Genomic DNA, 21,986 nt, shown 5'->3' on the forward strand with positions numbered 1-21,986 from the left:
TTTTATGAGTACACAACATTTGTCAGAACAGGAGATCATTCGACGCGAAAAATTACAGGAATTACAAAAGCTGGGTATCGATCCTTACCCCGCGCCATTGTACCCCGTTAACACTACTGCTGCCTACATTCTGGAGCATTATAAGGGTGAAGAAAATAAAGCCGACTTTGCCAATGTATGCCTGGCCGGCCGTATCATGAGTATCAACGATATGGGCAAGGCTTCTTTTGCCAAGTTGCAGGATAGCACAGGAAGAATTCAAATATACATTAAACGCGACGAGATTTGCCCCGGTGAAGACAAAACGCTGTATGCCAAAGTTTGGAAACACCTCACCGATATGGGAGATATCATTGGGGTTAAAGGATATGTTTTCACCACCAAAACCGGTGAAACCTCTGTACACGTTACCGAATTTACCTTCCTTACCAAATCGTTGAAACCATTACCTGTCGTAAAGGTAAAAGACGGGGAAGCTTTTGACGAAGTAACCGATCCCGAGTTCCGCTACCGCCAGCGATATGCCGACCTCATCATCAATCCGCAGGTGAAGGATACGTTTACAAAACGCACCAGGCTCATCAATACCATTCGTGATTTCCTGAATGAACAGGGCGCGCTGGAAGTTGATACCCCGGTATTGCAATCCATTCCCGGTGGCGCCGCCGCCCGTCCGTTCGTTACGCATCACAATGCGCTCGATGTGCCTTTTTACCTGCGTATAGCCAATGAGCTGTACCTGAAACGCCTTATCGTAGGCGGGTTCGACTGGGTGTATGAATTCAGCCGCAACTTCCGCAATGAGGGTATGGACCGCACCCATAACCCCGAGTTTACCGTTCTTGAATGGTATACCGCCTACAAGGATTATTTCTGGATGATGGAGATCACAGAACAGTTGTTTGAAAAAATAGCGCTGGCGCTTCATGGCACCACAACCGTACAGGTAGGTGATAAAGAAATAAACTTCAAAGCGCCGTTCAGGCGCATTAGCATATACGATGCCATTAAAGAACATACAGGCATCGACGTAAGCGCAATGAATGAAGAACAACTGCGCGAGGTATGTAAAAAGCTGAACATTCATACCGATGCAAGCATGGGTAAAGGGAAACTGATCGATGAACTGTTCGGCACAAAATGCGAAGGTCATTATGTGCAACCTACATTCATCATCGACTACCCCATTGAAATGAGCCCGCTTACCAAAAAGCATCGCAGTAAACCGGGACTGGTTGAGCGTTTTGAGCTGATGGTTAATGGGAAAGAGATCGCCAATGCCTACACCGAGCTGAACGACCCCATCGATCAGCGCGAACGTTTTGAAGAACAGGCCGAGCTACTGAAACGCGGTGATGATGAAGCCATGTTTATCGACGGCGATTTTTTGCGGGCACTTGAATACGGTATGCCGCCCACATCGGGTATCGGTATTGGTATCGACCGCCTGGTTATGCTCATGACCAACCAGCCATCCATCCAGGATGTATTGCTGTTCCCGCAAATGCGGCCTGAGAAAACAGGAGAGAAAACAACTGAAAAAACAGAACAATAGTTGCGCTGAAACAGCATCATAATATTCTCTACAACCCCAGTGGCACCAGCTGTTGGGGTTTTTTATTATAGCCTTCCGGTAACGACAATCACATTAGAAGCCATGACTGGTACATATCGGGCCCCCCGATCAATCGGGGGGCTTTTTAATTTACTATAAGAATAGATCGGGCATCAGCTTTTGACCGGGATTTACCGCATAATGTGTGAAATCGGTAATTCCCTGTTGTACCAGTATTTCTTCATCGATGAAGAAATTACCGGTACACTCCGCCGCCGGGCGTTGCATAATATGGTATGCGGCATCGGCTACGATCTCCGGTTTGCGGCTCCGTTGCACCATAATATCGCCGCCAACAATATTTTGAATAGCCGCAGTAGCAATGGTGGTCTTCGGCCACAGTGCATTTACCCCAATGCGGTGTGCTTTTAATTCTTCAGCAAGCCCCAATACGATCATGCTCATTCCAAACTTGCTGATAGTATAAGCCAGGAAACGGCCGAACCATTCGGGATTTAATGTCAGCGGCGGAGATAGATTGAGGATATGCGCGTTGGTGCTTTTTTTCAACGCGGGTAAACACGTTTTGCTCATAAAAAAGGTGCCGCGAACATTTATGTCGTGCATCAGGTCCCAGCGTTTGGGTTCCATTTGTTCGGTAGGCAACAAATTAATGGCGCTTGCATTGTTGATCAGGATATCTATTCCGCCAAACTGGTCAACAGTTGTTTTCACTATCTGCTCGATGCTTTCTTCATAACGTATATCTCCCTGAATAGGAAGTACGCTGCCCGCGCCGGCTTTTAAGATCTCTTCCGCTGCGGTGTAAATGGTTCCTTCAAGCTTAGGATGCGGTTCTGCTGTTTTTCCAACTATGGCAATATCGGCACCATCAGCTGCCAAACGCAATGCGATCGCTTTTCCTATGCCGCGTGAACCTCCGGTAATAAGTACTTTCTTTCCTTTGAACTGCATAGTATGTTGATTTTTTATTCGGGTGAATCAAATGGAAGCGCGTTTACAAGTTATTCTAATTCAGTATCAAACAAAAACTAAAAGTATAAGCACATCAGCGCGCTCGTATATTTACTAGCTAATGGGTAATTTCTGAAATATATAAATCAAGCGTTTGTTCGCTTGCAAACACAAAATTTTAACAATATGTTTGTATACGTCAGATTGATCGATTCATAAGAACACCAATATCCAAACAAAAACCTCCCGATAATTATCGGGACCAACGATCCAAAGAAAAACCGAAAAAATCCAGAAAAACCAACCGGCCGTCCAACCGGTGAATCCAGATCCAACGAAAGACCAAAGTTCAAAAACCGATGTTCATGTAAAACCAGGTTCCTGAATCATTCAATTGATGACGCCAAAAATCCAGATTCGAAAAACCTAAGTCCAGGTATCCTTTGAAAATGAAGTAAAATTTGTACCTCCTGATGAACCCTGTTCCTTCTTGGTAAGGTTTAGTACAAACTTTTTGAACAATCCCGGAGTTCTTCCCGGGATTGTTTCTTTTTATACCTGTCCCAATTTACAAAAAACAAGAAGTCCGGAAGAAGCTGGCCGCTTTTGACGGTTTTACTTCTTCCGGACCCTCACCCTCATCTTACTTTACCCACACTCCTTCAGGCCAAACCCCCTTTCACTTTGTGGTTTTTCCGTACTCAGGCAGGGTGGTTTTTCAGGCTGATTATTTTTGCTCCGGTTCCGGCATTAATGCGCGTCGGTAACGATAACCGGTTTCTTTTTAAATTTCTGCAGGTAAATTACCGGGATGGCTGCCAGTACAAATACACCTATGAGCATGTACATATGATCGTAGGTTACCAGCATGGTTTGCCTGATGATATTTCCTTCCATCATTTGATTGCTCGCCTGCTGGGCATCGAGTAAATTATATCCTTTGCCCATCAACATCCGCACCAGGCCTTCCTTACGCTCAACATAAGCGGGGTTATACTGGTTTGCATTTCCAAGTAGCGCGGTACGCACCTCGCCCGATTTAACATGGATAAGCGTTGTGAGAATGGCCACACCAAAGGACCCGCCCAACTGGCGCATCATATTGTTCAAACCTGTTCCCTGCCCAATTTGTTTGCCCTGAAGCCCCTGAACCGCCAGCGTGGTCAATGGAACGAACAGGACGGCCATACCTATACCGCGAATGATCAGCGGCCAGAAGAAGTCGCCGGTGCCCGATTCCAGCGTGCTGTTCGACAACATCCAGCAAAACACAAAGAACAGGATAAAACCCCCGGTTGCCATAAACTGGGCCGGCACTCCTTTCTTTAACATGGCGCCTACGAAAGGCATCATTAAAATGGTTGCCAAACCACCGGGCAATAAGATCAGCCCGGTTTGCAGGGCGGTAAAGTGTAACAGGTTCTGACAAAATACCGGGAATATGAATACCGACCCATACAATGCGAAGCCAAGCGCAAATGAGGTTATAATGCCTATTGCGAAGCTGCGGTTCTTCAGGATGCGAAAATCCACTACCGGGTGATTGGTGCTTAATTCACGCCAGATAAAACCAATACCGGCCAATAAGGTCGTTATTGTAAGGAAGGCGATGTAGGGCGTCTGGAACCAGTCTTCGGTTTCTCCTTTCTCAAGCACTACCTGCAAACTACCTACGCCTATTGCCAGCAACAGGATGCCCCACCAGTCGATGGGTTTTCCCTTTTCAAACATCGGCGACTCCCGCACGAACATCGATACCAGGAAGGCGGCGATGGCGCCCACAGGTATATTCACATAGAAAATATACCGCCAGTTGGTATTGTCAACAATGTAACCTCCGATGGTGGGGCCCAGGGTTGGGCCAACCACCGCACCCAAACCAAACAGCGCAGTTGCCATACCAATTTCTTCGCGGGGCCAGGTTTCCATCAAAATGGCCTGTGCTGTTGACAGCAAACCACCGCCGGCCAAACCCTGCAACAGGCGGAAGAGAATGAGCTCGGTTAAAGAGCCCGCCTGACCGCACAAATAAGAGGCGGCTGTAAATATGAGAATGGAAGCCAGGAAATAATTCTTCCGGCCAAAACGGTCGCCCAGCCAGCCCGACATGGGAAGTACGATCACGTTAGCCACCGCATAACCGGTAACCAGCCAGCCGGCATCTTCCAGCGTAGCGCCAAGGTTACCCATAATATCAGGCAGGGCCACGTTCACAATGGTGGTATCGATCAACTCCAGCAGTGAAGCCATGATCACGGTAATGGTGATGATCCATTTCCTAAAACCTTGTTCTGCCATTTTAAATAATTTACTTTTTAAGCTCGCGTCTGTAGTTTACCTCGCTATTATCTGCCTAAAGCTAAAAGTCGTAAGCCATAAGCAAAAGGCGCATGGTAAACGTAACGCAAAACTGTATTTGCTTACAGCTCTAGGCTTATAGCCTACAGCTGTATTATGATTTCTTAGTATCAACCACCACTTTGGCGCTCATCCCGGGACGCAGGCGGGTAAAAAGCTCAGCATCCGATTTATCGAGCTTCACGCGAACCGGAATGCGTTGCACCACTTTTACGAAGTTGCCGGTAGCGTTATCAGGCGGCAGCAAGGAAAACCTGGCGCCGGTTGCACCTGCAAACGATTCTACGGTTCCGTTTATCGGGTGACCCTCAAAAGCATCTACATCGATGTGTACGGTTTGTCCGATCTTAATATTCCCGATCTGTGTTTCTTTGAAGTTGGCTGTCAGGAACAAATTGCCATCGTTTACAATTGAGAACAATGACTGACCGGCCTGTACCAACTGACCGGGTTGAATGGTCTTTTTGGAAACGATGCCATCAGCGGGAGCCGTAATAACAGTATAGCTCAATTGCAGTCTGGCATACTCGATATCCGCTTCACGCAAACCTATGTTGGAAGCCGTAGCCTGTACCTGCTGCCGGTTGGTGCTTACTTTTTCAGTTGCAACCGGAACCTGGGTTTGAGCGGCATGCAATGTTGCTTCAGCAGCATCTTTTTCAGCCCTGGCGGCATCGTATTGCGCCTTGGTGATGGCATGGTCTTCATACAGGGCCTCATACCGTTTAAAATCTTCGGTTGCTTTCCACACACGCACCCTCGCGGTTTCTATATTGGCCTGTGCGGTTGCAATACCGGTTCTTGCCTCATTCACGGCAAACTGCTGTACGTTCACCGATTGTTTAGCCACTGCCAGTGCAGCCTGGGCCTGTTGCAATTTGATCTGAAAATCGCGGTCATCGAGCACAACGAGGGTATCGCCTGCTTTTACGAACTGGTTATCTTTAAACCGGATCTCTTTTATGTAACCGCTTACCCGGGTAACAACAGGACTGATGTCTGCGTCTATCTGGGCATTATCGGTTTCTTCATGGCTTTTGCCATAGAAATATTCTTTGGCGGTGAAAGCCAGTGCGCCAACCAATACCAGACCGAGGATAACAGGGAAGATGATCTTTTTTCCTTTATTCTTTTTTGCTTCGCTCATACAATATCTCTTTAATTATTTTTTTAAATGGTGTTAGGGTTGAATATGTCCGGTTGATTTCAAAAGGGTATAATAAGCGGCGGTAGCATCTGCTTTTGCCAGCTCGAGATTCAAACGCGACTGGTACAACAGGGTTTGTGCATCGATACGGTCAGTGGTGGTAGCCAGGTTATTTTTGAATTTCGATTCTGTGATCCTTTCGTTTTCCGTAGCCTGCACCACTGCGTCATTCAATAATTTAATTTTTTCGAGCGATTGCTGATACTGGTTGTAAGACCTGTTTACATCCATTTTCACCTGGTCGGTCAGCAACTCGCGGGTGGCAGCCACTTCCTGTCTTTGCAGGTTGGCCTCCGTTAATTTGTTCTTGTTCTTAAAGAAACCAGTAATGTCCCAGCTTGCATTTACACCTACTACGAATGGCGCCAGGTAGGTTGCGCCTTTGGGGAACAATGCTTTTGTAGGATTGATGTAATAAAGGTTGCCGCCTACGCCAACGGTTGGCAGTTTTTCGTCATGTACCTTTTTTACATTTATTTCCGCCAGCTTGTCCTGGTAATTCAGCGAGCTGAATTCCTTTCTATCTTGCAGGGCCTGCTTCATGTAAACATCCGGTCTGTCATTCAAATCCAGTTTGTAAACAACGTCCTGTACCTGTACTGTTGTGTTCTCTGGCAGACCCAGCAAGATATTCAGGTTATAATTCACCACTTTTAGGTTATTGTTCAGTTCAATTTCCTGTACCTGTATGTTCGATTTCTCTAATTGAAAGCGTAATACATCGTTCTTTGTGGCCAGGCCCTGGCTTTCGAATTTCTTCACTTCGGCCAGTTTCGATTCAACATCCTGCAGGTTCTGCGCTACGATCTTCTGGTTCTGCTGAATTTTATAGAAGTTGATATAGGCTCCGATGACATTGTATACGATTTCATCCCTGTCTGTTTCAGCATTCAGCTTGCTGCTTTGGATCAGCAGGTTGGCCGATTCGCGTGCATACCGGTAACGGTGACCCGCAATAATGGGCTGGTTAACGCTCAGGGTTGCCTGGTACAACGTATTGTCGAATGGGAACTTCATGCTTTTAGGGTCAGTGCCATCAGATGAAGGCAGGGCAAAGGAGCGCTGCAGCATCAGGGCGTGACTGTAGCCGCCGCTTATTTTGGCGGTAGGCAGTGTTTCATCTTTTGCCTGTTCCAGTTGCGAAACAGCCTGTTCTATTTTATTTTGTGCCAGCTTCAGTTGTTTGCTGTTCTGCACACCCAGGCGAACGGCTTCCTCCAGGCTTATGGTTCTGACCTGTGCTTCAGCAGAAAAAATGGTTAGTAATAAGGCCAATCCGGATACTATTTTCTTTTTCAGGTTCATGCGTTCTATATATTAAATGTTATTCTTCGTTTTTGAAATCCAGATGAGCCCGCATCATTTGCTTTAAATGTGTTTTTAACCGGGGAGCGATCTTCTTACGGTAAGTAAGATCATCTGTTTCATCGACCTTCATCAGGCGGCAATACAGGCTTTTTGAGTTCGTTATATGTGTCAACGTGCCAAACACACTCGCCATGGTGAGTTCTATATCTACCTTACAAAAGATCTTTTTCTTTTGACCGTCGGCGATCACTTTTTTGATCTGCTCGAGGTTGCGCATCTTTATATTTATTATTAACTCTTTTATTTCGGGCGACCGGGCATGATTGTATTGTTGCGACATGATACAATGGAACCGGAAGTTGTTGAATATCCTTTCTACATAAAAGTCAACCAGCTTATCGATCTTGTCCCAGGGAGTGAGCGTTTGGTTCTTGGCCAGCTCTTCAATTATTCCCAGCGTATAACCGGCCCGGTCTTCGATCAATGCTTCCAGTAACTTCTCCTTTGATCCGAAGTAGTAAGATATCATGGCAAGATTTACGTTAGCGAGTTGCGCTATATCCCGCACAGAAGTCCCATCAAATCCCTTGTCGGCAAACAACTGTTCGGCAACTGCCAGAATGTGTGCCCTTTTATCAACTTTTTCCGTGAGTGACATATACAATCTTTTCGTTTGGAGCCCCAAAATTAAACAAACGTTTAAATTAAACAAACGTTTAAATAATTTTGGTGCACGGCATTTGTGCACCCGGTTGAAAATAACGAGCACCGATCTTTTACTAACAGTTATTCGTTAAACATGATATTTTATTGATTGCAAAGCACATCGGGAGTGTTCGAAGGGAATGACGAAGGAGAAAAAAAGAAATTGTATCAGGTGTTCCAATAACAATTAAATAACAAAGTGGAGAATGGTCAATGGTGAATGGTTCCGACTTGCTGAGATAACCACTGATCTTACGCTTCCCGAATTTCGGGCCGATAGCCGGGGTGGGATATGCAGGAGTTGCCATTTCACGTCAGCCGTTTAAACGGTAATCCCGAATGAAGGAAATCCTTTGACGTTTGCCGTTTCACGTTTCACGACAACGAGGCAGGCCACCTTTATAGATGTTGCGATCGCCGCAAACGCCCGCCCAGTCGGCGCATGAACATTGTTTGCAACTTTTTTATATTGCCTGAAAATTTTAGGTAATAACACATAATAAACGATACATAATATCGTTTCATTGAAGATTTAGACCAGTTCTGTTGACTGCATGCCAATATCTATAACCTGTTTTAAGGCTATTGAAGGCAGAAAGTAAGAGCGGAGCGAAAGGTTATAATTCAGTCACTTAGTTCTCATTTAATAATATCAGGGTATGAACCGGCTTCTCTAAGCCGGTTTTCTTATTTTATGCCCTCTTCACATTGACGTTCACTTCAACCGGCAATAGTGCTAATATTATTTAGCATAAAAAATATGCCGCCCTTAAAAAAGGGCGGCCTTTTGCCCTATGCACTATTTAACCCCTATTAGAAACTCTTAATAGTCTTTTCAATCTTTTGTGAATCATACCACCGCCCGACTTTCGCCGGAGGTGCTGACTACATCAATCCAAAATATTTTTATTAAATACCTTTTTATAGCACTTTTGAAAACCGTACCTGTATGCATGCGCTGATTCGTAATCGGGAATTATACTCCGGCATGAGTTGAAGATGGCCCTGGGCGGCCTGTTTGTTTTTCAGTAATAAAAGGGGCTGTGCTATACTATTAAGTGCAGAGAGGCAATGGTCAGTGGCCAGGGTACAATGGGTCAACAAATACAGGAAAAGGTTTTTATCAGTTTTCATTGGTCAACGGATTTCTTTGCCAGGAAGCATCGTTCATTATCGCTTCCTTTCATTGCCAAAGATATTTAACCAGCAAATACCACACAATAGCATTATTACTTAGGAGCATTCTACGTACATGTCACCGTTAGTTGATGAATTTACCAGCGTGTACAAACACGCGTTGCCGCTCATATAACAAAAGCTTCCCTTACTCAATTAAATAATCCAATTAATAAACCTGTAATCGCATTTAACCCAACTGTTAACGTTAGAAATAAAAAATGTATTAAAGATAAATACCGTGTAACCGCATGCTTCAGTTATACACAAATAAAAACTACCAATACGTCTTGCAGTCGATGTTGAGCCGTTATCTGGCAATCCCAATAAAAAAACCCGCTGCAGCAGCAGCGGGTTAATTGTTTTTCGTACAAATATTTATTGTAACCGGCTATTGCAGGTCCAAAAATGGTTTGTTCTGTAATATCTTTTCTATCTCTTCCATCACTTCTGCCGTCAATAAGGGCAATGCGGCTGTGGCTTTCAGGTTCTCTTCCAGTTGTTCTGTTTTGGTAGCGCCCAGTATGGCTGTGGTCACATTCGGGTTTTTTACTGTCCAGGCAATTGACAATGCCGCCAGCGAAACATTCAGCTTTTTAGCCAGCTCACCCAGTTGTTTTGCCTTGTTAAGCTTTTCTTCCTGCAGCCACCTGTTCTTTAACCAGTCGAAGCCTTTGATGGCCAGCCGCGAATCTTCGGGTATACCATTATTATATTTACCGGTCAAAAAGCCGGCTGCCAGCGGGCTCCAGATGGTTGTACCCATACCAACATTCCTGAATACGGGCAGGTAGTCCATTTCCATTTTATGCCGCTCGAACATATTGTACTGGGGCTGTTCCATAACGGGCCCTATTAAACAATACTGTTGCGCCACCCGGTGGGCTTCCATAATTTCAGCGCCGCTCCACATACTGGTTCCCCAATAAAGGATCTTACCCTGCTGTACCAGGTTGTGCATGGTCCATACCACTTCCTCAACAGGCACAGCCGGGTCGGGCCGGTGGCAGAAGTAAAGATCGAGGTAGTCGTGTTGTAAACGTTCCAAAGCCTCATGGCAGGCTTCTACAATATGTTTCCTGCTTAAACCCGTTTGGTTCGGTTTGTTGTTCTTTCGCCAGCCGAAAAACACTTTCGACGAAATAACATATGACGTGCGGTCCCAGTTCTTTTTCTTCAATACCCGGCCCATCATTCGCTCGCTTTCACCGTATGCATACCCCTCCGCATTATCAAAAAAGTTAATACCGGCATCGTAGGCCATGCCCATCAATGCATCGGCTATACTGTCGTCAATTTGTTTGTGAAAAGTTACCCAGCTGCCAAAGGAAAGAACACTCAATTGTAATCCCGATCGTCCAAGTCTTCTATATTCCATAAAAATGTATTTAGGATAACAAATATAAGTTGACTGGTTGACAAGTTAACAGGTTGACTAGTCTTCCTGTGCGTCATAACAAATAATAGCAGAGAATTACATTTTTCGAATAACATTAGCACAGTCAGCCAATCATTTAACTGGCCAGGTTATCAGTATGGCAATTCGTGGAGCCGTTAAAAATCGGGGGCTCCTTGTCAACACGTCTACCTGTTAACCCGTCAACTTTCCAACTTGTCACTGCGGCATTCCGTTGCTCGGCACCAGCATGGGGCCTGAACTGCTGTAGAAGGTATAGGAAGTGAGATTTTGCGCAGCCCGCAAACCATTTTTTGCAAAAATTATTTTGTCGCGCTGGTATACATGCGCGGGTTTATCGGTGTAGAATTCCTGCTTGTCCTGGTCCCACCACAACTCCTGGGTACGCAGGGTATCGCCATTTTTAATGCTTTGCACCAGCACGCTGTCGCGCAGCAATACTTTATGATCGTACTCTACATATTTTGCATAGCGGGCATCCAGCGTACTTTCAACAACGGTACTGTCGTCATAAAAATCAACATGCAGGGTGCGGGGAAACTCCATATAGGCCGAATCGGCCTGGTAGCGTAACATAAACGGCGAAGTAAGTTTTGCCTTTACCGTGCCGCCCTGGCTCAGGTAGCTCACAATATCTTTGGCCTCTTCTATTGCCACTTTCTTTTTGAACAACGAATCAACTACTGCCTGGTCGTTTTCGCAGGACATAAAAAAACAACCCATTAAAAAGGCTGCTGCATACAAGTAATATCGTGTTCTTTTCTTGCGCATATTTCACCTGCTATAACCTGGTTCCTTCACACATTATTGTGCTCGCTGATAGCATAAAGCCCTTTGAAGATCAGGTCAGGGTCTGCAAATATCCTGTTTTTCAAATGATACACAAAATAGGGTGCATCGCCCCCGGTTAACACCACGTTAAAGTTCCCGTACCGGTCGGCATAGGCATCGATCATTCCATCAATTTCTTTGGCCATCCCCAGTATAACGCCGCTGAGTATATTGGTGCGGGTATCGTACCCTATCAATGGTAGGTTCCAGTCCTTTTCAACCAGCGGTAGTTTGGCGGTGAAGATATTCAGCGATTTGAACCGCATTTCCATACCCGGCGATATACCGCCGCCTAAAAACTCCCTGTATTTATTAACGAAGTTATAGGTGATCGCGCTTCCCAATCCTATTATCAGATTATTATGATCGGGAAAAAGATCAACTGCCGCCGACATCAGCGCCAGCCTGTCGGCCCCTATATCCGACGGCTTACCCACCGGGGTAGTTATGGGCAGCTTCGACAAATGATTCAATTTATGAAAGCGGCTAGCCGCGCCCAGCAGCATTTCAAGGCCGGGATTATGATCAATTACAGAAGAAAGAATTGATTTGGCTGGTTTGTATTTTTCGATCAGGTGTTTAAAAGTGTCATCACTATCATTTTCCAGTATCAGCACTTCCTGTAAATCCCTGTTATTAAAAATGCCACATTTCAACCGGGTATTGCCGAAATCAAAACATAATGTTGTTTGAACCAATCTATATAGATTTTAACGGTTTACCGGATGAAGAAATGTGTTTTTTTTGTTTCTGCCAAAAAAGATTAGACGGTGAGTGATGAATGATGACTACAATCCAAGGTCGAAATCAAACGCTGATAAATTGCGGAAATGCCCGTTCAATTTTACTTTTTCCTTCAATTGTTCCATTTCAAGCAGCATGGGCAACACTTTTTGCAAATGCCTTTTAATGTATTCCTGTCGCTGTATCTCTTTCATCAATCCCAACAATTCATATTCTTCCTCGAGCGATAAACCGGCATGATGGCCAACATCATACGCTTTCAGCTGCTCTTCGGGCTTTTTAAAGTCCTTCGATATGTTCAGCAGCCGGTGCAATTGTTTTACCCCCATCACCACTTTCTGCATCAGCTCACGATTGCCGTAGTCATCGTTTTCAGGATAATTTACAATGGCGCCGCTGTATAATTTTTCAGGGATCTGCTTTATCACCTCCAGAATGCGAAAAATGCGCAATCCCTCGGTTTTGATATCCATTTCACCATTTTCATAGGTTTGCACAATTTCGGTCACCTGCACCAGGGTGCCCATTTCCTGCAGCCGGTTATTTACCACCGAAGGTATACCAAATGATTTTTTGGCTTCGAAACATTCAGTTATCAGTTGTTTATAGCGGGGTTCGAAGATATGCAGATGCACTTTTTCACCGGGAAAAACCACAATACTCAGGGGGAAAATCGGAATGAAATTAGTCATATAAAATACGCGTTTTGCAATCTACCACAATGTTTTTAAACCTGTAAAATATATTCCACATTCAGCTACATTTGCAGGGCATATTGTATCACTCTTTAACACCGTATTTAATTAAAAGTTATGAAAATTTCGGGATTTATTATTATACGAAACGCAGTAATTAATGATTATCCCGTAACGGAAGCTATACGTTCTGTATTACCGATGGTCGATGAAATGATAGTAAGTATTGGCGATAGTGAAGATGATACCTCCGGCCTTATTCAGTCTATTTCCTCCGACAAGATCCGGATCGTACACTCTGTGTGGGACCCCGCTTTGCGCAAAGGCGGTGCGGTGCTGGCAGCAGAAACCGACAAGGCATTCGCACACATTTCACCCGATTCCGACTGGGCTTTTTATATTCAGGCCGATGAAGTGGTGCATGAAAAATACCACTCCGTTATTCTGGAAGCTGCCAGAAAATACAAAGACCAAAAAGAAGTGGAAGGCCTGTTATTCAAATACACCCATTTTTATGGAACCTACAATTATGTAGGCGACAGCCGTAAGTGGTACAACCGCGAGATCCGTTTGATACGCAATGATAAAAGTATTCATTCCTATAAAGATGCGCAGGGCTTTCGCAAAGACGGCCGCAAATTGAACGTAAAACTCATAGACGCATACATATACCATTATGGCTGGGTAAAAAGCCCCAAACAAATGCTGCAAAAGCAAAAGAACCTCGGTAAATTCTGGCGCAGCGATGAAGAGTGGCAACAGTTCCTTTCAGAGTCGGATTTCTGGGATTTCAGCAATGAGTTCGACTCACTGGCAAAATTTACCGAAACGCATCCCGCGGTCATGCACGACCGCATTAAAAAACAGAACTGGAATATTGAAATGGATATAAGCCGCAAACGCTTTTCTTTCAAAAACCGCCTGTTGTATTATATCGAGAAAGCAACCGGCAAACGCCTGTTCGATTATAAGAACTATAAAATATTAAAATAATTCCAATACCTGTTGAGCAACTTCCAACATAAAAACAATTCAATGAGCGCGGTTACAGCAGTGATCATCACCCATAATGAAGCCCGCAATATTCAACAATGCCTGGCATCACTCAAAACAGTAGCCGATGAAATAATTGTGGTAGACTCATTCTCAACCGACGATACCGTAGCCATTTGCGAACGCGAAGGCGCCATTGTAAAACAACAGGCATGGCTTGGGTTCGGCCCGCAAAAGAACGTTGGCATTCAACTGGCAAAACATGAATACATTCTCTCGCTCGATGCCGATGAAGCCCTGGATGAAGTATTACAGGCAAGCATCCTGGCCGCCAAACAACAGGGCCTGCAGGGCATGTACGACTTTACCCGGTTAAATTTTTACTATGGTAAATTCTTACGGCATGGGGTTGAATATCCCGATTACAAGATCCGCCTGTTCCCCAAAAGCATAGTGCGGTGGAATGATGAACTGGTACACGAAACCTTACAAATATCGCAGAACATACAACAAAACAGGCTGAAAGGCCATTTGTTGCATTATACTTATTTTGCCATTCGCGAGCACGTGGCCAAGGCCAATAAGTATACCGACCTTGGCGCCGAACTGAATTTCAAAAAAGGAAAACGGGCTTCGTGGTTTAAAATACTGTTCAGTCCGCTCTTTACCTTTATACAGGCCTATATTGTAAAAAGAGGTTTTCTCGATGGCAGACATGGATTTATCGTAGCCGTATTCCATGCCTATGGCGCATTTATGAAGTATACCAAACTGTGGATGTTAAATAACGAAAAAAAGAAATGAAGCATACGCCATCCTGTACATTACTAATTGCCACTTACAACTGGCCCGCGGCATTGGAGCAAACGCTGTTGAGCATAAAGCGGCAGGTAATGTTGCCCAGTGAGGTGATCATTGCCGATGATGGTTCAAAAGAAGAAACAACGAAACTGATCGCCGCTTACCAAACCGGGTTTCCCGTACCACTGCGCCACATCTGGCAACCCGATGAAGGCTTTAAGCTTGGCCAGATCCGTAACAAAGTCATTGCCGCCGCTACCGGAGAATATATAATACAGATCGATGGCGACCTTATACTGCACCCTTCATTCGTAAAAGATCATGTACACGCTGCACGCCCCAATCATTTTATCGGTGGCAGCCGGGTATTGCTGAGTGAAGCCTTATCGCAGGAGATCTTTAAAAGCAAACAGGCCGGCATTTCTCTTTTTCACAAAGGAGTGCGCAATAAGTTCAATGCCCTGCACGCCCCCGCGGTGGCCCGGTTCATTGAACTGTTCAAAAAAGAAAAAGGATTGTACAACTTACGCGGCTGTAATATGTCGTTCTGGCGAAAAGACCTGTTGGCTGTAAATGGTTACAACGAACAGATCACCGGCTGGGGCCGGGAAGATACCGAGCTCGTAATTCGGTTGTACAACAAAGGTATACAACGGGTATTTTTTAAATTACAGGGTATCGTATATCACCTGTACCATAAGGAATACGACCGTACCAGCGTGTTGAAGAACGATGAAGTGGTGCAAGAGGCCATTGAAAATAAACTTACCTGGTGCGAAAAAGGAGTTGCTCAATATTTGTAATAGAATAATAACATGCATACGCAGGCGCCCGCCAACTGGCAGCAATTGCTGCAACAAATAAAGGAAGGATCGCAAAAAGCCATTTCCCGGTGTTTATCACTGGTTGAAAATGAAGTGCCCGGTTATGCGCAGTTCCTGGCCGGCCTGCCCATTAATGAACATACGCAGATCATTGGTATAACCGGCCCGCCCGGCGCCGGCAAAAGCACTTTAACCGATGCCCTCATTGGCGAGCTGGTGGCAGCGCAAAAAAAAGTGGCCGTATTGTGTGTTGACCCCTCCTCACCTTTCAACCTGGGCGCTCTGCTGGGCGACCGCATAAGGATGAGCGAATGGTACAGCCACCCCAATGTGTTTATCCGTTCGCTGGCAACAAGAGGTTCGCTGGGCGGACTGCACCCTAAGATCATCGAGCTCACTGAAGTATTGAAGGCCGCGCCTTTTGATCATATAATTATTGAAACCGTAGGGGTGGGACAAAGCGAAGTGGAAATTGCCGGACTGGCCGATGTGACCGTAGTAGTGCTGGTGCCCGAAGCGGGTGATGAAGTACAGACCATGAAAGCCGGCCTTATGGAAATTGCCGATATTTTCGTGGTGAACAAAGCCGACCGCCCCGATGCCGATACTTTTTTCCGCAACCTGAAACTCATGCTGCAGCCCGCATTTCATGCAACTGCAGTAGACATCCCGGTTATAAAAACGGTGGCCTCGCAAAGGAAAGGTATAGCCGAACTATATGAAGCCATCGGTAAACAATTGAAGCAGGTGCAAACAACGGATAAGAAATTCAGGCTACTGGCCGATAAAGCGTATTACCTGTTGCAAAAGCACCGCATGAAGGACCTTACCAGGGAAGCCCTGCTGGCCGTTATTCAAAAAGAAAATATCACTAACGTTTATTCGTTTATAACCAGGTTTTATTAAAACCCGACAGAAGTAGATATGCATATATTGTATTGCACATTTGGAAACCGTTTTTCGAATCACCTGCAGGCGGCGTTCTCAGCCATGTCGTTCCTGCAACAGCCTGATGAAGTAAAGTCTGTAAATATAATAACCGACGCGGCGCCATTCTATCAACACCTGGCGAAGCATGCCAATATAATTGCCGTTACGCCTGAAAAAATTAAGGAATGGAAGGGCCCGCACGATTTCTTCTGGCGTGTTAAAATAAAAGCCATCCAACACATAACCGAAATGTATAATGGCAGCCCGGTTATCTATTGCGATACCGATACCTTTCTGTACAGCAATATTTCTTCGCTGAAAGCCGAACTGCTGGGCGGTAAAGCCTATATGCATGAGGACGAAGGCGCATTGTCGACCCTGAAAGACAAAACCAGTAAAAGAACGTGGCGGGCGTTGAAGGGCAGGCAGTTTGGCGGATTGACCATGCAACCTACCGATCATATGTACAATGCCGGTGTGGTATCAACGCCAAATAACCAAAACGGAAAAGACATAGCGCTGGCGCTGCAGATCTGTGATGAGATGTGTGCGGGCGGCGTACCGTTCAGGTTAGTTGAACAATATTCGCTTTCGCTGGCCCTTAACCATATTTATACCCTTGGCGATGCCACCCCCTGGATCGCACATTACTGGCGCAACAAGGAAGACTGGAACCCGTTCATACTAGAATGGATAGCCGAGCAACAGTTCAAAGGCAAAAGTTTTGAAGAAATGCTGGCTGGTTTTGCCGGGCTCGATCTGAGCCAGGTACCGGTGATCATTAAAAGAAAATATACCGCGGTAAAATGGCACCGTGCCGTTGACTGGCTTTTCCCGCCAAGAAATCATCAGTATGTAAAAAAGAACATGTGATGCGGGTTGGAAAAACTGCCGGAAGGCTAGATAAGTTGAAAAAACGCCTTCCTGCAAATTTGAGCAGGTATACAAAAAAAACAATACATCAAACCGGCCGTTTTGGCAACCGGGAAGAAAAAAATGGCTGGGTGACAGTTATAACTAATTCAGAAGCAATTTTTTAATGCTCGCTTTTCCACCAGCGATAGCCAATGTAACCCATAACGATCAATGGGGTAAGGCCGAGGTAGATAATGCCCATATTCAACGCCTTTGCAGGCTTTTCACCTAATTGCTGCGCTGTTTTGGTACAGATGCTACATTGCGCCGAAACATCTGCCGGAACCACGAAAAACAGCATTAACAGTACAAATAATATCACGCATCCTCTCATGGTAATTCAAATTACCATACAAAAATACAACAAAAGCCGGTGCCGAAAAAAGGCATGACACTCCGAAATTTGAAAAATGCAAGCGCTGTGAACACCCGCAAACAACTGACCAAAGCAGGCTGATATCATCTTAATTCACCTTCTCATCCGCTCCATCAAACGCCTTCTCCCCATCGTTCAAACAGCTATTTTACCAGCTACCTTAAATAAAAATGGAACCGCTTTTGAAAACGGTTCCATTATATAAAGAATGTTTTGAACTTTCTTATGCTTCAGCTTTCATTGACTTAGCCTGTTTCTTTCTTTCTTCTTCATTGAGTATGGTTTTACGCATACGAATGAAGTTAGGCGTAACCTCAATACACTCATCGTGCTGGATGTACTCCATGCATTCTTCGAGGGTAAGCTGAATTTTAGGAGCAATGTTGGTTGCAGCATCGCTACCGCTTGCGCGCATGTTCGTGAGTTTTTTTCCTTCGGTGATCTGAACCACCAGGTCGCCTGGTTTAATATGCTCGCCAATGATCTGGCCTGCATATATTTCTTCACCCGGATCGATAAAGAATGAACCCCTATCCTGCAGTTTATCGAGTGAGTAACCGGTTGAAGAACCATTTTCCTTTGCCAGCAACACGCCGTTATTACGGCCGGGAATTACACCTTTCCAGGGTTTATATTCGCTGAAGCGGTGAGCCATTACAGCTTCGCCTTGTGTGTTGGTCAGCATTTGCGTACGCAAGCCGATCAAACCGCGTGAAGGGATCTCAAACTCCAGGTGCTGCATTTCGCCTTTGGTTTCCATTATCAGCATTTCACCTTTACGGCGGGTTACCAGGTCAATTACTTTTGAAGCAAACTCCTGCGGTACATCTACCACCAGAATTTCGTATGGCTCGCATTTTTTGCCATCTATCTGTTTTACGATAACCTGAGGTTGTCCTACAGTTAATTCATATCCTTCACGACGCATGGTCTCTATCAATACGCCTAAGTGCAGGATACCGCGGCCATATACAACGAATGCATCGCCGCCATCGCTATCTACCACTCTCAATGCGAGGTTCTTTTCAGTTTCTTTCATCAAACGGTCGCGCAGGTGGCGGCTCGTTACGAACTTACCATCTTTACCATAGAAAGGTGAGTTGTTGATCGAGAACAACATGTTCATGGTTGGCTCATCAACACTGATAACCGGTAACGCTTCGGGGTTTTCAAAATCGGCAATGGTATCGCCAATATTGAATCCTTCAATACCTACAACGGCGCACAGGTCACCGGCAACTACTTCGGTTACTTTTTTCTTGCCCATGCCTTCAAACACATACAGTTCTTTTACACGGGTCTTTTTTATACTGCCATCGCCCTGTACCAGGGAAATGGGCTGGTTTTCTTTTATAACTCCACGCGATACCCTTCCTACCGCAATACGGCCGAGGAACGATGAATAATCGAGTGAAGTGATCTGCAATTGCAGGGTGCCTTCGCTTACTTTTGGTGGTGGTACATGTTTCAGGATACCATCGAGCAGCGGGTTAATATTTTCGCTGGGTGTTAATGAATCGTTGAACCAGCCGTTTCTGCCGCTACCGTAGTAGGTAGGGAAATCGAGCTGCTCTTCGGTAGCATCGAGGTTGAAGAATAATTCAAACACCGCATCGTGTACTTCATCGGGACGGCAGTTAGGCTTATCCACTTTGTTGATGATCACAATCGGGCGCAGGTTCAGCTGTAACGCCTTTTGTAATACGAACCGGGTTTGTGGCATGGGGCCTTCAAAGGCATCCACCAGCAAACACACACCATCGGCCATTTTCAGTACGCGCTCAACCTCACCACCAAAGTCGGCGTGGCCCGGGGTATCAATTACATTGATCTTTACATCTTTGTATGTTACCGCTGCGTTCTTACTGAAGATGGTGATACCTCTTTCTCTTTCCAGATCATTACTGTCCATGATCAGATCACCAGTTTCCTGGTTCTCACGAAACACTTTGGTAGCGTGTAAGATCTTGTCTACCAGGGTTGTTTTTCCGTGGTCTACGTGGGCAATAATGGCGATATTTCTGATATCCATAAAATCCTTATCCCTGACAGGAATTGTTTTTTTAATTTCTTAATAATGAATGCCTTACTATGCTTTAATTTTCGCAATGGCAAACGAGGCGCAAAGGTACGCCAAATCAATGGGCGGGGCAAGCAAAAGCGGAAACTTTATGTACAATTAATTCGGGCTTATAAAGGTTTTTATGGTGCATAATCCCTTATAAACCCTGATACAACGAATTAATTTTTTATGGCAGCATGCTAAACAGATAGCAGTCACAGATTTATAACCGCAAATGTGCAAAAAAGACCTTGCAGTAGGCAATGTCAGATGTTGTAATATAATAATCCTCTGTTAAACGCGGATATATATTTTTCTTTTATCCATATACCAGCCCGCCAGCCAGCAAAAGAGCGTGAAACAAATGGCAAAAAGCAGGGAACCCAGATACATGCCGGCAAATTTGAATATGTGATCATAGATGCGGCCATAAACATGCGCAGCCCGTAACAGGATAGCCGCTACTTCCGACAGCAGGTAAATGAAGAGGGCGTTCTTTCCAAAAACCTCAAAAAAGTAAGCCAGGCGGTCTTGCCGCAAAAAGTCATTTACGTAAATAACGCCGGCAAGAATAAGGCAGTCGAGCCCAACCGTAAGCAATACAAATGAACCTGTCCACAGGTTCTTGTTTATAGGAAGCCACTCGTTCCAGCCCAAAGCCAGGATGGCAAGGCCGGAGCCCACCGATACAAGGCGCATCAGCATACCTGTGGTTTTTCCTTTTTGCTGAAGGAACCGCCCCGTAAGGTAACCGGCAACTACATTCGCAACGGCGGGCAGGGTGCCCAACAAGCCTTCCGCTTCAAAAGGAATTGCTTCGGTATGGTTCATGTGACCGGGCCCCAGCAACCACAGGTCTAACCGGGTACCTGCATTGCCCGCCATCGTAAGCTCCTGCCCCGGCATACCAAACCAAAATAAAATGAACTGGTAGGCGATCAATAAAAACACGGCGGTAATGAGCGCGCCGGTAGCTTTTACGTAATACACCAGCAGAGCGGCTATACAGTAACATAAAGCAATCCGCTGTAATACACCCAATACTCTTGTTTCAGCAAAAGATTTAAATACGATCCCGCTTTCTCCCCTTTGCACAAATGGAAACCAATATAACAGGAACCCGAGCAGGAACAGCAGCAGGCTGCGTTTGAAAATTTTGACCAGCACCTGCGCCTGTGTCATCTTTGCCCATTTTTCAGCGGCAAAACACAATGCATTGCCTACCGCAAACAGAAAGGAAGGATAAACCAGGTCGGCCGGCGTAAAGCCATGCCAGGCAGCATGTTGCAAGGGTGCATAGATAGTATCATGATTGCCTGGTGTATTTACGATGATCATTAAACAAATGGTAAGACCACGAAATACATCCAACGCAATGAACCGGTTGGTTGCCATCATAAACGCTATAAATAAGGCCCGCTAAGGCGTTACAAAGGAATTGAAAAATTACCAAAAGTATAATAAAGAAACTCTGTGCGGCAGCCTGGTTAACAACCAGGTAACAAAAGGCTGAAAGCTGAAGGCTGAAGGCTCAAGGCAGGAGACTCAAGGCGGAAAGCTAACAGCGAAACGCGGAAAGCGACTTGAGATTTATTACCTGCTGCCTGTTTGGAAGCATTGATAAGGAAGGCATGCAGCACCTGCGGCCATAAGCGTTGCGCGTTTTGCGTTCGGCTTTCAGCTTTCGGCTGTATTTGTATTTGCGTTAAGCGTTCGGCGTTCAGCTGTATTTGTATTTGCTTTGGGCTTTGGGCTGTATTTGTATTTGCGTTTGGCGTTAAGCATTCGGCGTTCAGCGTTAAGCGTTAAGCGTTCAGCTGTATTCACCTTTTACAGGAACCTGCGGATCAGGCTTATAATTACCGTTAGCAGAACGCTGAACAGGATCATAGTGGTTATGGGAATATAAAAGCGAAAGTTCTCCTTTTCGATGCGGATATCGCCCGGCAAATGACCTATCCAATGCAGTTTATCGTGAAAGAAATAGATGATCAACCCAATAACTACCACCGCACCCCCGATGAGCATGATGTATTTGCCGGTATCGGAATTCATAAAAATTATTTTTAAAATTAGCCTGCAATGCTTTCCCAGGTAATAAAAAGCCGTTAATT

19 protein-coding genes are annotated in these 21,986 nt (G+C 45.3%); 6 read left to right on the forward strand and 13 right to left on the reverse strand.

Annotated elements, in window-relative coordinates; genetic code table 11:
• The first annotated feature begins 4 nt into the window (after positions 1-4).
• On the forward strand, positions 5-1,555 hold the full coding sequence (gene lysS, locus A4R26_RS03220) for a lysine--tRNA ligase (RefSeq protein WP_081160166.1): 1,551 nt from the start codon (positions 5-7) through the stop codon (positions 1,553-1,555).
• Between the two features lie 153 nt (positions 1,556-1,708).
• Here lysS and A4R26_RS03225 read toward each other — a convergent pair whose 3' ends face one another.
• The 9 genes from A4R26_RS03225 to A4R26_RS03265 form a co-directional block, all read right to left on the reverse strand.
• Entirely contained in the window at positions 1,709-2,530 is an 822-nt protein-coding gene (locus tag A4R26_RS03225) for an SDR family oxidoreductase (RefSeq protein ID WP_081160170.1), read from the reverse strand.
• A gap of 750 nt (positions 2,531-3,280) precedes the next feature.
• On the reverse strand, positions 3,281-4,828 hold the full coding sequence (locus tag A4R26_RS03230; RefSeq protein WP_081160174.1) for a DHA2 family efflux MFS transporter permease subunit: 1,548 nt from the start codon (positions 4,826-4,828) through the stop codon (positions 3,281-3,283).
• A 154-nt stretch (positions 4,829-4,982) separates the two neighbouring features.
• Positions 4,983-6,035, reverse strand: coding sequence for an HlyD family secretion protein (locus A4R26_RS03235; RefSeq protein ID WP_081160179.1), 1,053 nt, complete (start codon positions 6,033-6,035; stop codon positions 4,983-4,985).
• Between the two features lie 33 nt (positions 6,036-6,068).
• A complete protein-coding gene (locus A4R26_RS03240; RefSeq protein ID WP_165760128.1) occupies positions 6,069-7,370 on the reverse strand; it encodes a TolC family protein in 1,302 nt (433 codons plus the stop codon).
• 49 nt (positions 7,371-7,419) lie between these two features.
• The gene (locus A4R26_RS03245; protein WP_081160189.1) at positions 7,420-8,061 is read right to left on the reverse strand and encodes a TetR/AcrR family transcriptional regulator; all 642 of its coding nucleotides are present in this window, start codon (positions 8,059-8,061) and stop codon (positions 7,420-7,422) included.
• 1,614 nt (positions 8,062-9,675) lie between these two features.
• Complete coding sequence (locus A4R26_RS03250) at positions 9,676-10,662, reverse strand: potassium channel beta subunit family protein (protein ID WP_081160193.1); 987 nt, start codon at positions 10,660-10,662, stop codon at positions 9,676-9,678.
• Positions 10,663-10,899: 237 nt separating this feature from the next.
• Positions 10,900-11,472, reverse strand: a complete 573-nt coding sequence (gene lptC, locus A4R26_RS03255) for an LPS export ABC transporter periplasmic protein LptC (protein ID WP_081160198.1) — start codon at positions 11,470-11,472, stop codon at positions 10,900-10,902.
• 26 nt (positions 11,473-11,498) lie between these two features.
• Positions 11,499-12,230, reverse strand: coding sequence for a type III pantothenate kinase (locus tag A4R26_RS03260; protein ID WP_081160203.1), 732 nt, complete (start codon positions 12,228-12,230; stop codon positions 11,499-11,501).
• 90 nt (positions 12,231-12,320) lie between these two features.
• Complete coding sequence (locus A4R26_RS03265; protein ID WP_081160207.1) at positions 12,321-12,968, reverse strand: LON peptidase substrate-binding domain-containing protein; 648 nt, start codon at positions 12,966-12,968, stop codon at positions 12,321-12,323.
• A 120-nt stretch (positions 12,969-13,088) separates the two neighbouring features.
• Here A4R26_RS03265 and A4R26_RS03270 point away from each other — a divergent pair, with 120 nt between their 5' ends.
• From A4R26_RS03270 to A4R26_RS03290, 5 genes are read left to right on the forward strand one after another with little or no spacing between them, the layout of a single operon-like run.
• The gene (locus tag A4R26_RS03270; protein WP_081160212.1) at positions 13,089-13,964 is read left to right on the forward strand and encodes a glycosyltransferase family protein; all 876 of its coding nucleotides are present in this window, start codon (positions 13,089-13,091) and stop codon (positions 13,962-13,964) included.
• Positions 13,965-14,006: 42 nt separating this feature from the next.
• Positions 14,007-14,768, forward strand: coding sequence for a glycosyltransferase family 2 protein (locus A4R26_RS03275; protein ID WP_081160217.1), 762 nt, complete (start codon positions 14,007-14,009; stop codon positions 14,766-14,768).
• Complete coding sequence (locus tag A4R26_RS03280; protein ID WP_081160222.1) at positions 14,765-15,568, forward strand: glycosyltransferase family 2 protein; 804 nt, start codon at positions 14,765-14,767, stop codon at positions 15,566-15,568. The genes A4R26_RS03275 and A4R26_RS03280 overlap by 4 nt, the downstream gene beginning before the upstream one ends.
• 12 nt (positions 15,569-15,580) lie before the next feature.
• Positions 15,581-16,495, forward strand: a complete 915-nt coding sequence (gene meaB / locus A4R26_RS03285; protein WP_081160227.1) for a methylmalonyl Co-A mutase-associated GTPase MeaB — start codon at positions 15,581-15,583, stop codon at positions 16,493-16,495.
• Between the two features lie 18 nt (positions 16,496-16,513).
• Complete coding sequence (locus tag A4R26_RS03290; protein ID WP_081160231.1) at positions 16,514-17,392, forward strand: hypothetical protein; 879 nt, start codon at positions 16,514-16,516, stop codon at positions 17,390-17,392.
• A 163-nt stretch (positions 17,393-17,555) separates the two neighbouring features.
• Here the strand turns inward: A4R26_RS03290 and A4R26_RS03295 are convergent, their stop codons facing one another.
• The 4 genes from A4R26_RS03295 to A4R26_RS03310 form a co-directional block, all read right to left on the reverse strand.
• Positions 17,556-17,768: a hypothetical protein gene (locus A4R26_RS03295; RefSeq protein ID WP_081160235.1), complete on the reverse strand. Its 213-nt coding sequence runs from the start codon at positions 17,766-17,768 to the stop codon at positions 17,556-17,558.
• Between the two features lie 265 nt (positions 17,769-18,033).
• Positions 18,034-19,842: a translational GTPase TypA gene (gene typA, locus A4R26_RS03300; protein WP_081160239.1), complete on the reverse strand. Its 1,809-nt coding sequence runs from the start codon at positions 19,840-19,842 to the stop codon at positions 18,034-18,036.
• Positions 19,843-20,166: 324 nt separating this feature from the next.
• The gene (locus A4R26_RS03305) at positions 20,167-21,270 is read right to left on the reverse strand and encodes an acyltransferase family protein (protein WP_081160243.1); all 1,104 of its coding nucleotides are present in this window, start codon (positions 21,268-21,270) and stop codon (positions 20,167-20,169) included.
• A gap of 432 nt (positions 21,271-21,702) precedes the next feature.
• Positions 21,703-21,927 carry a DUF2905 domain-containing protein gene (locus A4R26_RS03310; RefSeq protein ID WP_081160247.1) on the reverse strand — a complete coding sequence of 75 codons (225 nt, stop codon included), beginning with the start codon at positions 21,925-21,927 and terminating at the stop codon, positions 21,703-21,705.
• Positions 21,928-21,986 lie beyond the last annotated feature (59 nt).

This window comes from Niastella populi (genome assembly GCF_002078015.1).
Classification (GTDB): domain Bacteria; phylum Bacteroidota; class Bacteroidia; order Chitinophagales; family Chitinophagaceae; genus Niastella; species Niastella populi.

What these genes read in the sequence shown, in the direction of transcription:
- lysS (WP_081160166.1), top strand. Translation starts at nt 5, where the DNA reads ATGAGTACACAACATTTGTCAGAACAGGAGATCATTCGACGCGAAAAA.
- A4R26_RS03225 (WP_081160170.1), bottom strand. Translation starts at nt 2,530, where the DNA reads ATGCAGTTCAAAGGAAAGAAAGTACTTATTACCGGAGGTTCACGCGGC.
- A4R26_RS03230 (WP_081160174.1), bottom strand. Translation starts at nt 4,828, where the DNA reads ATGGCAGAACAAGGTTTTAGGAAATGGATCATCACCATTACCGTGATC.
- A4R26_RS03235 (WP_081160179.1), bottom strand. Translation starts at nt 6,035, where the DNA reads ATGAGCGAAGCAAAAAAGAATAAAGGAAAAAAGATCATCTTCCCTGTT.
- A4R26_RS03245 (WP_081160189.1), bottom strand. Translation starts at nt 8,061, where the DNA reads ATGTCACTCACGGAAAAAGTTGATAAAAGGGCACACATTCTGGCAGTT.
- A4R26_RS03250 (WP_081160193.1), bottom strand. Translation starts at nt 10,662, where the DNA reads ATGGAATATAGAAGACTTGGACGATCGGGATTACAATTGAGTGTTCTT.
- lptC (WP_081160198.1), bottom strand. Translation starts at nt 11,472, where the DNA reads ATGCGCAAGAAAAGAACACGATATTACTTGTATGCAGCAGCCTTTTTA.
- A4R26_RS03265 (WP_081160207.1), bottom strand. Translation starts at nt 12,968, where the DNA reads ATGACTAATTTCATTCCGATTTTCCCCCTGAGTATTGTGGTTTTTCCC.
- A4R26_RS03270 (WP_081160212.1), top strand. Translation starts at nt 13,089, where the DNA reads ATGAAAATTTCGGGATTTATTATTATACGAAACGCAGTAATTAATGAT.
- A4R26_RS03275 (WP_081160217.1), top strand. Translation starts at nt 14,007, where the DNA reads ATGAGCGCGGTTACAGCAGTGATCATCACCCATAATGAAGCCCGCAAT.
- A4R26_RS03280 (WP_081160222.1), top strand. Translation starts at nt 14,765, where the DNA reads ATGAAGCATACGCCATCCTGTACATTACTAATTGCCACTTACAACTGG.
- meaB (WP_081160227.1), top strand. Translation starts at nt 15,581, where the DNA reads ATGCATACGCAGGCGCCCGCCAACTGGCAGCAATTGCTGCAACAAATA.
- A4R26_RS03290 (WP_081160231.1), top strand. Translation starts at nt 16,514, where the DNA reads ATGCATATATTGTATTGCACATTTGGAAACCGTTTTTCGAATCACCTG.
- A4R26_RS03295 (WP_081160235.1), bottom strand. Translation starts at nt 17,768, where the DNA reads ATGAGAGGATGCGTGATATTATTTGTACTGTTAATGCTGTTTTTCGTG.
- typA (WP_081160239.1), bottom strand. Translation starts at nt 19,842, where the DNA reads ATGGATATCAGAAATATCGCCATTATTGCCCACGTAGACCACGGAAAA.
- A4R26_RS03305 (WP_081160243.1), bottom strand. Translation starts at nt 21,270, where the DNA reads ATGATGGCAACCAACCGGTTCATTGCGTTGGATGTATTTCGTGGTCTT.
- A4R26_RS03310 (WP_081160247.1), bottom strand. Translation starts at nt 21,927, where the DNA reads ATGAATTCCGATACCGGCAAATACATCATGCTCATCGGGGGTGCGGTG.